The organism is Streptomyces sp. NPDC047085 (assembly GCF_040643735.1).
Classification (GTDB): Bacteria; Actinomycetota; Actinomycetes; order Streptomycetales; family Streptomycetaceae; genus Streptomyces.
Genome location: NZ_JBEYUW010000008.1, coordinates 326,546 through 341,352, shown reverse-complemented (window position 1 = coordinate 341,352; position 14,807 = coordinate 326,546). Strand labels below are relative to the sequence as shown.

14 protein-coding genes and 1 pseudogene are annotated in these 14,807 nt (G+C 71.9%); 10 read left to right on the top strand and 5 right to left on the bottom strand.

Annotated elements, in window-relative coordinates:
• Position 1: 1 nt before the first annotated feature.
• Together ABZ865_RS26965 and glgX are read right to left on the bottom strand one after the other, a co-directional pair.
• Positions 2 to 508, bottom strand: coding sequence for a SigE family RNA polymerase sigma factor (locus tag ABZ865_RS26965; RefSeq protein WP_361235379.1), 507 nt, complete (start codon positions 506 to 508; stop codon positions 2 to 4).
• 111 nt (positions 509 to 619) lie between these two features.
• Positions 620 to 2,866, bottom strand: coding sequence for a glycogen debranching protein GlgX (gene glgX, locus ABZ865_RS26960; protein ID WP_361235376.1), 2,247 nt, complete (start codon positions 2,864 to 2,866; stop codon positions 620 to 622).
• 233 nt (positions 2,867 to 3,099) lie between these two features.
• On the opposite strand from glgX, the gene ABZ865_RS26955 reads away from it, so the two are divergent.
• From ABZ865_RS26955 to ABZ865_RS26930, 6 genes are all read left to right on the top strand, one after another.
• Positions 3,100 to 4,332 carry an Ig-like domain-containing protein gene (locus tag ABZ865_RS26955; protein WP_361235373.1) on the top strand — a complete coding sequence of 411 codons (1,233 nt, stop codon included), beginning with the start codon at positions 3,100 to 3,102 and terminating at the stop codon, positions 4,330 to 4,332.
• A 168-nt stretch (positions 4,333 to 4,500) separates the two neighbouring features.
• Positions 4,501 to 5,739, top strand: a complete 1,239-nt coding sequence (locus ABZ865_RS26950) for an Ig-like domain-containing protein (RefSeq protein ID WP_361235370.1) — start codon at positions 4,501 to 4,503, stop codon at positions 5,737 to 5,739.
• A 186-nt stretch (positions 5,740 to 5,925) separates the two neighbouring features.
• Entirely contained in the window at positions 5,926 to 6,693 is a 768-nt protein-coding gene (locus ABZ865_RS26945) for an enoyl-CoA hydratase-related protein (RefSeq protein ID WP_361235367.1), read from the top strand.
• Positions 6,694 to 6,994: 301 nt separating this feature from the next.
• Entirely contained in the window at positions 6,995 to 7,498 is a 504-nt protein-coding gene (locus tag ABZ865_RS26940) for an ATP-binding protein (RefSeq protein WP_361235364.1), read from the top strand.
• Between the two features lie 77 nt (positions 7,499 to 7,575).
• Complete coding sequence (locus ABZ865_RS26935) at positions 7,576 to 8,382, top strand: polysaccharide deacetylase family protein (RefSeq protein ID WP_361235361.1); 807 nt, start codon at positions 7,576 to 7,578, stop codon at positions 8,380 to 8,382.
• Positions 8,382 to 9,578 (top strand): hypothetical protein, encoded by a 1,197-nt coding sequence (locus tag ABZ865_RS26930; protein WP_361235358.1) that lies wholly within the window; start codon positions 8,382 to 8,384, stop codon positions 9,576 to 9,578. Before ABZ865_RS26935 ends, ABZ865_RS26930 begins: the two co-directional genes overlap by 1 nt.
• On the opposite strand, the gene ABZ865_RS26925 is transcribed toward ABZ865_RS26930, so the two are convergent.
• A complete protein-coding gene (locus ABZ865_RS26925) occupies positions 9,549 to 10,214 on the bottom strand; it encodes a GNAT family N-acetyltransferase (protein WP_361235356.1) in 666 nt (221 codons plus the stop codon). The two genes, ABZ865_RS26930 and ABZ865_RS26925, sit on opposite strands and share 30 nt — an antisense overlap.
• A gap of 58 nt (positions 10,215 to 10,272) precedes the next feature.
• Between ABZ865_RS26925 and ABZ865_RS26920 the strand changes: the two are divergent.
• Together ABZ865_RS26920 and ABZ865_RS26915 are read left to right on the top strand one after the other, a co-directional pair.
• Positions 10,273 to 11,143 (top strand): annotated as a pseudogene (locus ABZ865_RS26920) (MerR family transcriptional regulator).
• Entirely contained in the window at positions 11,088 to 11,300 is a 213-nt protein-coding gene (locus ABZ865_RS26915) for an EF-hand domain-containing protein (RefSeq protein ID WP_361235353.1), read from the top strand. Before ABZ865_RS26920 ends, ABZ865_RS26915 begins: the two are co-directional and overlap by 56 nt.
• 19 nt (positions 11,301 to 11,319) lie before the next feature.
• Here ABZ865_RS26915 and ABZ865_RS26910 read toward each other — a convergent pair whose 3' ends face one another.
• The gene (locus ABZ865_RS26910) at positions 11,320 to 12,243 is read right to left on the bottom strand and encodes an AraC family transcriptional regulator (RefSeq protein ID WP_361235350.1); all 924 of its coding nucleotides are present in this window, start codon (positions 12,241 to 12,243) and stop codon (positions 11,320 to 11,322) included.
• 103 nt (positions 12,244 to 12,346) lie between these two features.
• Here ABZ865_RS26910 and ABZ865_RS26905 point away from each other — a divergent pair, with 103 nt between their 5' ends.
• The gene (locus ABZ865_RS26905) at positions 12,347 to 13,339 is read left to right on the top strand and encodes a zinc-dependent alcohol dehydrogenase family protein (protein WP_361235347.1); all 993 of its coding nucleotides are present in this window, start codon (positions 12,347 to 12,349) and stop codon (positions 13,337 to 13,339) included.
• A gap of 137 nt (positions 13,340 to 13,476) precedes the next feature.
• Positions 13,477 to 14,139 (top strand): NAD(P)-binding domain-containing protein, encoded by a 663-nt coding sequence (locus ABZ865_RS26900; protein ID WP_361235344.1) that lies wholly within the window; start codon positions 13,477 to 13,479, stop codon positions 14,137 to 14,139.
• 15 nt (positions 14,140 to 14,154) lie between these two features.
• On the opposite strand, the gene ABZ865_RS26895 is transcribed toward ABZ865_RS26900, so the two are convergent.
• On the bottom strand, positions 14,155 to 14,709 hold the full coding sequence (locus ABZ865_RS26895; RefSeq protein WP_361235341.1) for a GH25 family lysozyme: 555 nt from the start codon (positions 14,707 to 14,709) through the stop codon (positions 14,155 to 14,157).
• Positions 14,710 to 14,807 lie beyond the last annotated feature (98 nt).

Genomic DNA, 14,807 nt, shown 5'->3' with positions numbered 1-14,807 from the left:
CTCACCCCACCGGCTCGATGACGTCGGCCAGGAGTCGGCGCAGCCGGGCCACGCCGCGCGCGGCGTGGGACCGGGCCGTGCCCGCCGGGCAGCCCAGGATCTCCGCGACCTGCCGGTCGGGCAGGTCCTGGTAGTAGCGCAGGACCACGGCGGCCCGCTGCTGGGGGCTCAGTTGCGCGAGCGCCGCCTCCAGCCGGGAGCGCTCGGCGACCGTCGCCGACATGTCACCGGCCGCCGCCACCTCGGGCAGCTGCTCGACGGGCCGCTCGCCCCACCAGCGCCGGCGGGCCGAGCGGGCCGCCGCCCGGGCCATGAGCCTGCGCACATACGCCTCTGGCGCCTCGTCGGCGATCTTCGGCCACACGAACCACAGCTTGACCAGGGACTCCTGCAACAGATCCTCGGCCCGGTGCCGGTCCCCTCCGGTGAGCAGACGGGCGAGATGGAACAACACCGACCAGCGGGCCGCCACGAACGCGTCGTACTCACCGGCGCGTGCCTGCTCCATTCCCACGGTCCCCGTTCTCGCCGGCTGTCTTCACAGGGGGAAAGGCCCTGGGACCCCTCGCGCGCTGCACCCGGAGAGCGTGATCCGCGTCACGCACGTCTCTTCGGCGGGTCACACGACCCGCAGCATCAGCACCGCCCGCGCCGGCACCGTGATCTCCGCGCCCGCCGGGTGGACCGTCCCCGGCGCCTCCGCCTGCTCCTCGCGGGAGGTGTCCACGACGACCTCGTAGCGCTCCGCCCAGGGCGTGCCCGGCAGGACGAAGCCGGTGGGGCGGTCGCCCGCGTGCAGCACCGCGAGGAAGCTGTCGTCCAGCACGGGCGCGCCCCGCTCGTCCCGCCCCGGGATGTCCCGTCCGGACAGATACATGCCAAGCGTGGCGGCGGGGGCGTACCAGTCGCCCTCGGTCATCTCCTCGCCCCGCGAGGTGAACCAGGCCAGGTCCCGCAGTCCGTCCGCCGAGTGCGCGCGGCCGGAGAAGAAGGCGCGACGGCGCAGCACCGGGTGGCGGTGGCGCAGAGCGATCAGTCGGGAGGTCAGGTCGAACAGGGGGCGCCAGTCCGGGTCGTCCAGCAGGGTCCAGTCCAGCCAGCTGATCTCGTTGTCCTGGCAGTAGGCGTTGTTGTTGCCCCGCTGGGTGCGGCCGAGTTCGTCGCCGGCCACCAGCATGGGCACGCCGGTGGACAGCAGCAGGGTGGTCAGCAGGTTCCTGAGCTGCCGGCGCCGCAGCGCCCGCACGCCCTCGTCGCGTGTCTCGCCCTCCGCCCCGCAGTTCCAGGCCCGGTTGTCGTCGCTGCCGTCCCGGTTGTTCTCGCCGTTGGCCTCGTTGTGCTTGCGCTCGTACGACACCAGATCGCGCAGGGTGAAACCATCGTGCGCGGTGACGAAGTTGACCGAGGCGTAGGGGCGCCGGCCGCCCCAGGCGTACAGGTCGCTGGAGCCGGACAGGCGGTAGCCGATCTCCCGTACGTCGGGCAGGGCGTGCCGCCAGAAGTCGCGGACGGCGCCCCGGTAGCGGTCGTTCCACTCCGTCCACAGCGGCGGGAACGCGCCCACCTGGTAGCCGCCCGAGCCGATGTCCCACGGCTCGGCGATGAGCTTGACGCGGCGCAGCACCGGGTCCTGGGCGATGACCGCCAGAAAGGGGGAGAGCATGTCGACGTCGTGCATCGAGCGGGCCAGGGCGGCCGCGAGGTCGAAGCGGAAGCCGTCCACGCCCATCTCGGTGACCCAGTACCGCAGCGAGTCCGTGATCAGCCGCAGCACCTGCGGCTGGACCACGTGCAGGGTGTTGCCGCAGCCGGTGTAGTCGGCGTACCGACGGGCGTCGTTCTGGAGGCGGTAGTAGCCGCGGTTGTCGATGCCCTTCAGGGACAGCGTCGGGCCCAGTTCGCCCGCCTCCGCCGTGTGGTTGTAGACCACGTCGAGGACGACTTCGATGCCGGCCGCGTGCAGTGCGCGGACCATCCGCTTGAACTCGCCGACCTGCTGTCCCGTCGTACCGGAGGCCGCGTAGGCGGCGTGCGGGGCGAAGTAGCCGATGGAGTTGTAGCCCCAGTAGTTGCGCAGGCCCCGGCGCAGCAGATGGTCCTCGTGCGCGAACTGGTGCACGGGGAGCAGCTCCACGGCCGTGACACCCAGCTTCACCAGGTGCTCGACGGCGGCCGGGTGCGCCAGCCCCGCGTAGGTGCCGCGCAGTTCCTCCGGGATGTCCGGGTGCAGCTGGGTGAAGCCCTTGACGTGCAGCTCGTAGATCACCGAGTCCGCCCACGGCGTCTTGGGGCGGCGGTCGTCGGACCAGTCGTCGTCATCGTGCACGACGACGCCCTTGGGCACGTACGGCGCCGAGTCCCGCTCGTCGCGGACGGTGTCGGCGACCTGCTGGTCCGGCCAGTCCCGGACGTGCCCGTACACCTCCGGCGGCAGCCCGAACTCCCCGTCCACCGCGCGCGCGTAGGGGTCCAGCAGCAGCTTGGCCGGGTTCCAGCGGGCGCCGGTCCACGGGTCCCAGCGGCCCTCCACCCGGTAGCCGTAGCGCTGACCCGGCATCACACCCGGCACGAAGCCGTGCCAGATCTCGTGCGTCAGTTCGGTCAGCGGAACGCGTGTCTCCCGCCCCCGCTCGTCGAACAGGCACAGCCGCACCGCCTCCGCCCCGGCTGCCCACAGCGCGAAGTTGGTGCCCGCGACCCCGTCCGGGCCGACCCGGAACCGGGCCCCCAGCGGTGTCGACGCACCTGGCCACACGGGCGGCGCGGGCGGCACGGCGCGGCGGGCGCCGTTCACCACGGCGGCCGGATGGCCGCTGTCCGCGGCCTGTTCCTCGGCCCGTGCCCGCTGCTCGGCTGCGCTCGTCACCAGTCGCCCCTCATCTCAGTGGCTCGGCCCGGGGCGCGGCCGACCGCGCCGAAGGGCCGGGCGTGCCCCGGGCTCCTCGGCCCAGGCCACGCCCGGCCGCCCGGTACGGCTGCGCCCCGACGGCTCTTTCGCGGGCGCGGCGGCTCCCCTTCGCGTCGTCCTCTTCACTGTTCTGCCCAGCGTGGGCGTCGCACTCACGTTTCCCCGGAGCGGGCCCGGTCGTTGTGTCCTGCGTGAGGCACGTACAAGGACGCGCACGGCGCGCGGTGGCCGCGCTGGCCGCGGCACTGACATGGGTGGGACTGCTGGCGGGGGCCGCCGGCTGTTCCTCGGACGGCTCCGGCCCGCTGGGCATCGGCGGGGCGCCGGGCAAACCCCCGCGCCCCGAGGACGTCATCCGGGTGAGCCCGGCCGACGGCAGCAAGGGCATCCGGCCGGCGGAGCGGCTGCGGGTACGGGTGCCCGGCGGCCGTCTGGAGAAGGTCACCGTCGTCAAGTCGCAGGACGCACAGGTCTCCCCGGTCCCCGGGCGCATCAGCCGCGACGGGCTGACCTGGGAGCCCGACGACCAGCGGCTGGCCCTGGCCGCCCAGTACACCGTCGACGCGGTGGCGCTGGACAGCCGCGGCCGCCGCTCGGCCCGGCACACCACGTTCACGACGTACGTCCCCGACCAGCGGTTCATCGCCTACGTCACCCCCGAGAACCGCTCCACGGTCGGCACCGGAATGATCGTTTCCCTCGCCTTCAGCCGGGACATCACCGACCGCGCCGCCGTCGAACGCGCCGTCAGCGTCACCGCGAAGCCGTCCGTGGAGATCCGCCCGCACTGGTTCGGCAAGAACCGCCTGGACTTCCGCCCCGAGCACTACTGGAAGCCCGGCACCGAGGTCACCGTCGACCTCGCGCTGCGGGACGTCGAGGGCGCCCGCGGGGTCTACGGGCTGCAGTACAAGACGTTCACCTTCACCGTCGGCCGCAGCCAGGTCTCCCTGGTCGACGCGGCCAAGCACACGATGCAGGTACGGCGCGACGGGCAGCTGCTCGCCACGGTGCCGATCACCGCGGGCGCCCCCAAACACCCCACCTACAACGGGAAGATGGTGGTGATGGACATGCTCGAGGTGACCCGGATGAACAGCCAGACGGTCGGCTTCGGCGGGGAGTACGACATCCCCGACGTCCCGCACGCCATGAAGCTCACCGACTCCGGCACCTTCCTGCACGGCAACTACTGGGCGCCGGACGCCCCCGGCCAGGCCAACGTCAGCCACGGCTGCGTGGGTCTGATGGACGTGAAGGGCGGCAGCTCGGACACCCCGGCGGGCTGGTTCTTCGACCGCAGCCTGGTCGGGGACGTCATCGAGGTCGTGAACAGCAAGGACAAAACCGTCGCACCCGACAATGGCCTAGGAGGGTGGAACATGGCGTGGAAGGAGTGGAAAGCGGGCAGCTTGGTCAAGTAGCCAGGTGAGCCGCCGGGTTCGGGGGTGGGCGGGGCCGGTCGAAGTTGCGACGGAACGGTGACATTCGACTGACACGCTGCTCAAAACCCGGCGGCTACCATGCACCGATGAGCGCGCGGGGCGCGCCGGGGTGTGGGCCTGTGACCAGGCCTTGGAGGGGAGAACAACTTGAACGTGCGGCCGATATCGGGGGCGTCGAAGGGGAGTCGGCGTAGAGGTCGTAAGAGGCTCGGGCTCATATCCGGCGCCCTGGTGCTGTCCCTCGCCGCCTGCGGCGGGGGCGGCGACTCGGGGTCCGGACCGGGGGAGGGCAAGGACAAGGACGCGACCGAGCAGGCCGGCGGGCAGTCCACGGCCGCCGTCAGCATCTCGCCCAAGTCCGGTGCCACGGACGTCGACACCAGCGGCGCCCTCAAGGTCGGCGTCGCCAAGGGCAAGCTGACCGAGGTCACCGTCAAGGACGCCAAGGGCACGAAGATCGAGGGCACCATCGCCGCCGGGGGCGCGTCCTGGACGCCGTCGACCCATCTGGCGGGCGGTACCAAGTACACGGTGCACGCGGTTGCGAAGGACTCGGAGGGCCGCGAGGCCGCCGAGGACTCCAGCTTCACCACGCTCACGCCGCAGAACACCTTCGTCGGCTACTTCACTCCCGAGGACGGCTCGACCGTCGGCGTCGGCATGCCGTTCTCCGTCCGCTTCACCCGGGGCATCACCAACCCCGACGACGTCGAGAAGGCCATCAAGATCAAGACCGAGCCGGCCGTCGACGTCCAGGGCCACTGGTTCGGCAACGACCGCCTCGACTTCCGTCCGGAGAAGTACTGGAAGGAAGGCACGAAGGTCACCGTCGACCTCAACCTCGACGGCGTCGAGGGCCGGGACGGCGTCTACGGCAAGCAGCACAAGACCGTGAAGTTCACCATCGGGCGCAACCAGGTCTCCATCGTGGACGCCAAGAAGCACACGATGAAGGTCACCCAGGACGGCAAGGTCGTCAGGACCATCCCGGTCACCACAGGCAAGCCCGGCTACGACACCTGGAACGGCCAGATGGTCATGCGGGAGAAGCTCGTCGTGACCCGCATGAACGGCGAGACCGTCGGCTATGGCGGCGAGTACGACATCAAGGACGTGCCGCACGCCATCCGCCTCACCGACTCCGGCACCTTCATCCACGGCAACTACTGGGGCGGCGGCGCCTTCGGCAACTACAACGCCAGCCACGGCTGCGTCGGCCTGCGCGACGTGCGCGGCGGCTACGACAAGAACACCCCGGCCGCCTGGTTCTTCAACCACTCGATGAGCGGCGACGTGGTGATCGTCAAGAACTCCCACGACCGCACGGTCGACCCCGCCAACGGCCTCAACGGCTGGAACATGTCGTGGGCCGACTGGACGAAGTGACCCCCGGCTGACCGACGGGCCCGGCGCTGTGACCTACGGCACCGGGCCCGTCGTCGTCAGTGGCCGTGCTGTGCCTGCCTGGGCCGCGTTGATTTGCGGCTACCGCCGCGCGGCCCCTAGACCCCCGGCCGGGTGTGAGCGACCGCACCCGAGCACCTGCCGTTAATCCCCGTTAACCTGCTCCGCATGACCGTGAATCTCGAAGTCGCCGAAGGTGTCGGAACCCTGCGCCTGGACCGGCCGCCGATGAACGCGCTGGACGTGGCCACGCAGGACCGCCTGAAGGAGCTCGCCGAGGAGGCCACGCGCCGCGAGGACGTGCGCGCCGTGGTGATCTACGGCGGCGAGCGGGTGTTCGCGGCGGGCGCGGACATCAAGGAGATGCAGGACATGGACCACACCGCGATGGTCCTGCGCGCCCGCGCCCTGCAGGACTCCTTCACCGCCGTGGCCCGCATCCCCAAGCCCGTCGTCGCGGCCATCACCGGCTACGCGCTCGGCGGCGGCTGCGAACTCGCCCTGTGCGCCGACTACCGCATCGCCGCCGACAACGCCAAGCTCGGCCAGCCCGAGATCCTGCTCGGCCTGATCCCGGGCGCCGGCGGCACCCAGCGGCTGCCCCGGCTGGTCGGCCCCTCCAAGGCGAAGGACCTCATCTTCACGGGCCGTCAGGTGAAGGCCGACGAGGCCCTCGCCATCGGTCTGGTGGACCGGGTCGTGCCGGCCGCCGAGGTGTACGAGCAGGCGCACGCCTGGGCCGCCAGGCTCGCCCAGGGCCCGGCGATCGCGCTGCGCGCGGCGAAGGAGTCCATCGACACCGGTCTGGAGACCGACATCGACACCGGGCTCGCGGTGGAACGGAACTGGTTCGCAGGGCTGTTCGCCACCGAGGACCGCGAGCGGGGCATGCGCAGCTTCGTGGAAGAGGGACCGGGCAAGGCGAAGTTCCTCTGACCGTCCAGGGGCCGAAGGGGTGGGGCAACTCACCCTTCTGCCCTTGCAGTTGACGTGGGGTCTGATCCGGGTCCCTCGTTGGGGCGGTTTATGGGAGCCTTAAGGCAACCTTAAGTCTGCCTCGTCGAGGGAGCCTGACGATTGCCCCGAAGGGGGCCGTCGCCGCAGGTCAACCCGGCCGCACCGGACCATGGCATGCCGTCGGCATATGCCGATCGAACGGCGCGGAACAGGGGCGTACAGGGGGCGTATTCCTCCGGAACGGCCACGGAGACGGCTCGGGGCGGCCATCATGGGGGGCATGGCGGGGCTGGAGGGCATCGAACAGCCGCGGGGACACAGCCGTGCGGCCGCGGCGCGCTGGTCGCCGGCGGTCGAGGACGAACATGCGCTCAAAGCGATCGAACTGTTCGGCAACCCGACGGAGGCGGAGGTCCCGCTGCCGTCCCGCCCGGAGTCCGCGGCCACCGCGCGCCGGCTCGCCCAGATCGTCGTCCTGCGCCACTGGGGACTGACCCCCAAGATGACCGAGGACGCGGTCTTACTCGTCTCCGAACTCGTGGGCAACGCCGTACGGCACACCGGCGCCCGCGTCTTCGGTCTGCGGATGCGGCGCCGCCGCGGCTGGATCCGCGTCGAGGTCCGTGACCCCTCGCGCGGGCTGCCCTGTCTGATGCCGGTTCAGGAGATGGACGTCAGTGGCCGCGGCCTGTTCCTGGTGGACAAGCTGTCCGACCGGTGGGGCGTCGATCTGCTGCCGCGAGGCAAGACGACATGGTTCGAGATGAGGGTCGCCGACCGCTGAGGCCGACGACGTCAGCGCGACCCGAAAGCATCCCCAATTCGGGCTAATCGGGGGTTTTCTTACCTCTCGCCCCTTAAATGGTGCGGGTGACCACGACCAACCGACGCGGGATGCTGCGCGCGGGCGCCGGGCTCGTCGCCGGAGGCGCGCTCGCCGCCGGATGCGGCACCGCCCCGGCCGCACCGAGTGTCACCGCGACCTCCGGCGCCGCCCCGCCCACCCGCGCGGCCGGCCACCCCGCGGCCACCCCGAGGGCCGCACCCGCGCCCCGGGCCTTTCCCGGGCAGCCCGCCCAGATCTCCCACGGCCCGCGCACCCGGCCGAACGTCGCCCTCACCTTCCACGGCCAGGGCGACCCCGCCCTCGCCACCTCCCTGCTCGACGCGGCCGAACAGCGCGGCGCCCGGCTCACCGTGCTCGCCGTCGGCACCTGGCTGGACGAACACCCCGGCCTCGCCCGCCGCGTCCTCGACGGCGGCCACGACCTCGGCAACCACACCCAGCGGCACATCGCCGTCAACGCCCTGTCCGAGACCGAGGCCCGCAAGGAGATCACCGACTGCGCGGACCGGCTGAAGCGGCTCACCGGATCCATCGGCACCTGGTTCCGCCCCTCCCGCGCACCGACCGCCTCCCCTCAGGTCGCCCGGCTGGCCCGGGTCGCGGGCTACCCGCACGTGCTGTCGTACGACGTCGACTCGCTCGACTACACCCGCCCCGGCGCCGATGCCGTCACCCGCAAGGTGCTCGCCGAGGTGCGCGGCGGATCGGTGGTGAGCCTGCACTTCGGGTATCCGGACACGGTCGCCGCCCTCCCCGCCGTCCTCCACGAACTCGGCCGCCGCGGACTGCGCGCGGTCACCACCACGGAGCTGCTGAGCTGATGCGAACCACGAACGCCGCCCGCCTCCTGGCCGCCGGAGCCGCCCTCACCGCCCTGGCCCTGCTGTCCGCGTGCGGCGGCGGCACCCAGCACCAGGAGAACGAGGCCCTCGGCAGCAGGGCGCCGGCCCCGGTCCAGCCGCCGAAGGCGAAGAAGCCGCAGGTGAACGTGTTGCCCGGGATGCCCCCGGTCCAGGACCCGGCCGACCTCTACGCGGCCGACCGCCCCGGCCGGCTCTCCCCGGTCGTCAAGGACTTCCCGTCCCGGGTGTACGTCCCCAACACCAACTCCGACACGGTCGACGTCATCGACCCGAAGACCTACAAGATCATCGAGACCGTCAAGGTCGGCCGCCAGCCCCAGCACGTCGTGCCGTCCTGGGACCTGAAGACCCTGTGGGTCAACAACGACCTCGGCAACAGCCTCACCCCGATCGACCCGAGGTCCGGCAAGGCGGGCAAGCCGGTCCCCGTGCACGACCCGTACAACCTGTACTTCACGCCCGACGGCAAGTACGCCGTCGTCATGGCCTCCATGGACCGCCAGCTCGTCTTCCGCGACGCGCACACCATGAAGACCGTCAAGGCCGTGCCGGTCAGCTGCTACGGCGTCAACCACGCCGACTTCTCCGCCGACGGCCGCTACTTCATCGTCTCCTGCGAGTTCAGCGGCGAGCTGCTGAAGGTCGACACCGCGAAGATGAAGGTCGTCGGCCAGCAGCGGCTGCCGACCCGCGGCGCCATGCCGCAGGACGTCAAGATCTCCCCGGACGGCAAGCTGTTCTACATCGCCGACATGGTCGCCAACGGTGTGTGGGTCCTGAACGGCGACACCTTCGCCAAGCCGACGTTCCTCGACACCGGCAAGGGCGCCCACGGGCTGTACATCAGCCGGGACTCCCGCGTGATGTACATCTCCAACCGGGGCGAAGGCACCATCTCCCTCTTCGACTTCACCCGCAACCGGCTCACCGGGAAGTGGCGGCTGCCCGGCGGCGGCAGCCCCGACATGGGCGGCGTCTCGGCCGACGGCAAGGTGCTGTGGCTGTCCGGCCGCTACAACGCCGAGGTCTACGCCATCGACACCCGCGACGGCACCCTGCTCGCCCGCATCAAGGTCGGCAAGGGCCCGCACGGCCTCGCCGTCTACCCGCAGCCCGGCCGCTACTCACTGGGCCACACCGGCATCTTCCGCTGAGGCACGCCGGAGCAGCGCCTCCGAGCCCACCGGACGGTACCCGGCCGACTGGAACGCCCGCATGCTGCGGGCGTTCCCCGCCGACACCTGGGCCCACACCGGCTCCCCGGCCAGCTGCCGCGCCGCCGTCACCAGCGCCCGGCCCAGCCCCCGGTGCCGTACCCCGTCGTCCACCTCGACCGCCACCTCCAGCCGGCCCGCCACCCCGCGCCCCAGCACCAGCACGCCGCCGTCCGCGGCCCACACCCGGACGTCGTCGCGGCGTCGGCGCGAGCTGAGCACCCGCGGATGGGACGGGTCCGCGATCTCCCGCAGCGCGAGCGCCGGGCGGCCCGGCAGCGGGGACCCGGCGAGCATCACGTCGATCGTGTCCGTCCGGCGCCCCGTGCGGTCCATCAGGGCGGTCAGGAAGCGCGCGTTCATCGTGGCGGCCAGCGCGTCGCACTCCCGCTCGGCGGCGCGCAGGGCCGCGTACACCCAGTCCGGATCCTCGTCGGTGAAGACCACCGAGTGCGCGGTGAACGCCAGCACCCCGGCGTCCCGCTCCGAGGGCTGCGGCAGGACCGTCGTACCGCCGTCCGCCGGCGGGTACACACCGGCCGCCGCCGCATCGAGAATGTCCCGCAAGGTCTCCACACCGGACCCCTTCGTGCTCCTTGAGTCTCCACCCACTGGAAGGCCCAGACTCCCAGCCATGACCGACGACGGCACCGGACTTGTCACCATCGGCCGACTGGCAGGGGCCACCGGCCTGACGGTCCGCACCATCCGCTACTGGTCCGACGAGGGCGTCCTGCCCCCGGTGGCCCGGTCGGCGGGCGGCTACGGGCTCTACGACGCCGCGTCCGTGGCCCGCCTCGAACTGATCCGCACCCTGCGCGAGCTGGTGGACGCGCAGATCCGGTCGCTGAAGATGACGAGGGCGGTGCTGTCGAGCGTGGCCCGGCGCGGTTCCACCGCGGAGGAGATGACCCTGCTGAACAGGCTCGCCCGGCTGTCCGCCGCCGAGCGGCAGCGGATCATGACGGAGTTCGTGGCCGAGACGCTGCACGGCCTCGCCACCGGCGACCCCGGCGACCCCGGCATCCGGGAACGGATGCGCGCGCTCGCCGCCGACCTCGTGGACGATTCGGCACCCGAACAGGTCGACGCGTGGGTGGAACTGGCCGAGATGCTCCAGGACCCGGGGGTCCGGGCGCGGCTGCGCCGGGCGGTCGAGTGCAGCGCCGCCGACGACCGGGCGCCCGACGCGCCGCGCGGCCGGGCGGCTGCCGGTGGAACCGTTCGGGGACACCGGCCCGAACGCGGCCCCGGACCGTATGACGGCCGGCTTCGACGAGCGGGTCGCCCGCTGCCGCGAACCGATCGCCGTCGTGAACCGGCGGGTGCCGCCGCACGCGGAGGACCGTGCAGGGTGGTCGCCGCACTCCGTGCCCACGAGGGCCGTTAATCTGACCAGCGTCAGTACGCCTGCACGGCACGAGAAACACGAACAAAAGGGGCGGATCGGTGGCGGACATCGAGGAAGCACGCAAGCAGTTCCAGCGGATCGACGCGGACGGTGACGGATTCATCACCGCGGCGGAGTTCAAGCACGCCCTGGCGCAGGAGGGCGACTGGAACGTCACCGAGGCGGTCGCCGAGGCCATCATCAAGACCCGTGACCTCAACGGCGACAAGGTCCTGTCGTTCGACGAGTTCTGGGCCTACCTGAGCAAGTGAGTCAGGAGCGCCGGGGCGGTCAGGACGCGGTACGCCGCCGATACCGCCCCGGCGCCACCCCGTACTCCCGCTTGAACGCCTTGGCGAAGGCGAACTCCGAGGCGTAACCCGTGCGTTGGGCCACCTGGCGCAGCGACAGATCGTCGTCGCGCAGCAGCCGGCCCGCGGTCGTCATGCGCCACCAGGTCAGATACGTCAGCGGCGGCTCACCCACCAGTGCCGCGAACCGACGCGCGAACGCCGCCCGGGACAGACCGCCGGCCGCGCCGAGTTCGGCCACCGTCCAGGCCCGGCCCGGGTCCCCGTGGATCGCCCGCAGCGCCGCCGCGACCGCCGGATCGGCCAGCGCCACCGCCCAGCCGCGCGCCCGGCCCGCCGCCCGCTCGCCCTCCCACCATGCGCGCAGGATGTACAGCAGCAGGGTGTCCAGCAGCGAGGTGACGATCGCGTCCGTCCCCGGCCGGCTCTCCTCCAGCTCCATGCCCAGCAGCTCCACGGCCGCCCGCAGCGAGCGATGGGCGCCCACCTGCGCCGGCAGGTGCACGACCTCGGGCAGCTCGGCCAGCAGCCGGTGCGCGCGGACCCGGTCGAGCCGGTAGGTCCCGCACAGGGTGACCGTGTCCGGGCAGCCCGCCCGCGGCTCGCCGGCCGGCGGGGAGGTCCAGGTGCCGTCGGGCAGCATCCGTACCTCCTGCAGCGGCACGTCCGGACCACTGGCCAGCGCGTGCCCGTGCCCGTGCGCGAGGAACACGACGTCCCCGGGGGCCAGCGCCACCGGCTCACCGCCGTCCGGGATCAGCCAGGCCGAGCCGCGCAGCACCACATGGAACCCGGCCTCGTCGGCGGCGGCGAACCGCAGGCCCCAGGGCGCGTACTTGTACCGGCGCGCGGAGTGCGGGCGGCCGGTGCGCATCGCCGCGACGACGTCACTGAGTACGTCCATGCCGCCAGCCTAACCGGCGCGTCCGGGCACGGAAGACGTACGGACATGAAAGGGAGAGCTGAGGACATGGATCGTCTCTCATCCCGCGCCTAGCGTCGACGGCATGACGAACTCCGCACGCACAGTCCTGTTCCACGAGCTCGGCGGCCCCGACGTGTTCACGATCGAGGACACCGAACTGACGGCCCCCCGCCCCGGCGAGGTCCTGGTGAACATCGAGGCCCTGGGCCTCAACCGCGCCGAGGCCCTCTTCCGCGCGGGCACCTACTACTACCAGCCCACCCTGCCCGCCTCCCGCAACGGCTACGAGGCGGCAGGCCGGGTCGAGGCGGTCGGCGAGGGCGTCACCGCCTTCGCGCCCGGCGACACCGTCCTGGCCGCCGCCAACTTCGAACTCAGCGCCCACGGCGTCTACGCGGACCGAGCCCTCCTGCCCGAGAGCGCGCTCGTCCCGCGTCCCGCCGACGTGGACGCGGTCACCGGGGCGGCCGTCTGGCTGACCTACACGACGGCGTACGGCGCGCTCGTCGAGCGGGCCGGTCTGGTCCCCGGACACCGGGTGCTGATCACCGGCGCGTCCAGCGGGGTCGGCACCGCGGCGATCCAGGTCGCCCGCCGGGCCGGTGCCGTCCCGATCGTCACCACCCGCACCGAAGCGAAACGGCGGCAACTCCTCGACCTCGGCGCGGAACACGTGATCGTCAGCGCCGACGAGGACGTGGTCAAGGAGGCCCGGCGGCTGACCGGCGGGCGGGGCGTGGACATCGTCCTCGACGCGATCGGCGGCGCCGGCTTCGCCGAACTGGGCGGCGCGATCGTCGAGGACGGCACCCTGGTCTCCTACGGCTGGCTCGACGACCGCCCCATCCTGCTGCCCCGCCAGTGGCCGCTCACCGTCCACGGCTACGCCAACTTCGTCGTCACCGGCACGCCCGAGGGCCGCCACCGCGCCGCCCACTACGTCTTCTCCGGCCTCGCCGACGGCACCCTGCGCCCGGTCGTCGGCGAGGTCTTCGACGGCCTCGACCGGATGCCGGACGCCCACCGCCTGATGGAGTCGAACCGGCACACGGGCAAGATCGTCGTACGGGTCTGAGGCGGGTCCGGGGCCGGTCACGAGGACTGCCGCCCGTTCGCCCGTTCGCCGCACCGGCCGGAATAGGCCACCGCGCCCCAGGGTTGTCACGGGACGACAGACGTATGCGCATGCATTGACCTGGAGGCGAAGCCCTCATGAAGATCGGCATCATCGGCGCGGGCAACATCGGCGGCAACCTCACCCGGCGGCTCACCGCCCTCGGCCACGACGTCTTCGTGGCCAACTCCCGTGGCCCCGAGACGCTCAAGGCGCTGGCCGAGGAGACCGGCGCGACGCCCGTACGGGCCGAGGAGGCCGCGAACGGCGCCGAGGTCGTCGTGGTCACCGTCCCGCTGAAGGCGGTCCCGGACCTCCCCGCCGGCCTCCTCGACGGTGCGGCCGAGGGCGCCGCCGTGATCGACACCGGCAACTACTACCCGCAGCAGCGGGACGGCCGGATCGCGGGCATCGAGGACGAGGGGCTCACCGAGAGCCGCTGGACCGAACGGCACCTCGGCCACCCCGTCATCAAGGCGTTCAACGGCACCTACGCCCAGGACATCCTGGACCGCCCCCGCCCGGCCGGCGACCCCGACCGCATGGCCCTGCCCGTCGCCGGCGACGACCCCGCCGCCAAGGCGAAGGTCCGCGCCCTCATCGACGAGCTCGGCTTCGACACCGTGGACGCCGGCGGCATCGACGACTCCTGGCGCCAGCAGCCCGGCACCCCCGTCTACGGCCTTCAGGCAGGCCTCAAGGCCGTCCAGCAGGCCCTGACGGAGGCGTCCCCTGAGCGCCCGGCGGACTTCCGGGGGTAGGTGCGCCCGGCGGAACTACCGCGTGGCCCACGCTCGCAGGGCGTCCTCGTCCGCGAAGTGGGCCACGTCCTTGTCATGGGGTTCGCTGGAGTACTGGTGGAACAGCCACTTCGCCTTGATACGCGGCTTGCCCGCGGTGACGTAGTCGGCGATCCAGAGGCCGTCTCCGGCGTACGAGGTGGTGTCGACGTTGAGCCAGTAGTCCCGGTTCGCATACAGAATGACCTGGTTGTCCGGGCGGAGATCCTTCAGCTTGCGGATGAACAGGTCCTTCTCCGCGTTGCTCGCGTGGGTGCCCTCACTGGTCGTCTCCCAGTCGACGGCGAGGATGTCGCCCGGCCGGTCGGGGGCGTGCTGGAGGAAGTACTCGGCCTGGCCGGTGAGATGGCCCGGCCAGAGGAAGTGGTAGAAACCCACGACCAGGCCGGCGTCACGGGCTCTCTTCGTCTGCGCCGCGAGTCTGGAGTTGACGTACGAACGGCCCTCCGTCGCCTTGATGAAGACGAAGGACAGGCCGTCCGTGTCGTAGGAGGACGACTGGTACGCGCTTACGTCGATGCCATGCAGCATGGGGAAGTTGTGCCCCCTGGGGACACACCCGGAACCTCCGCCATGCGGTACCGGGCCCGCCGGCTCAGCATTCGATGATGTTGACCGCCAGCCCGCCG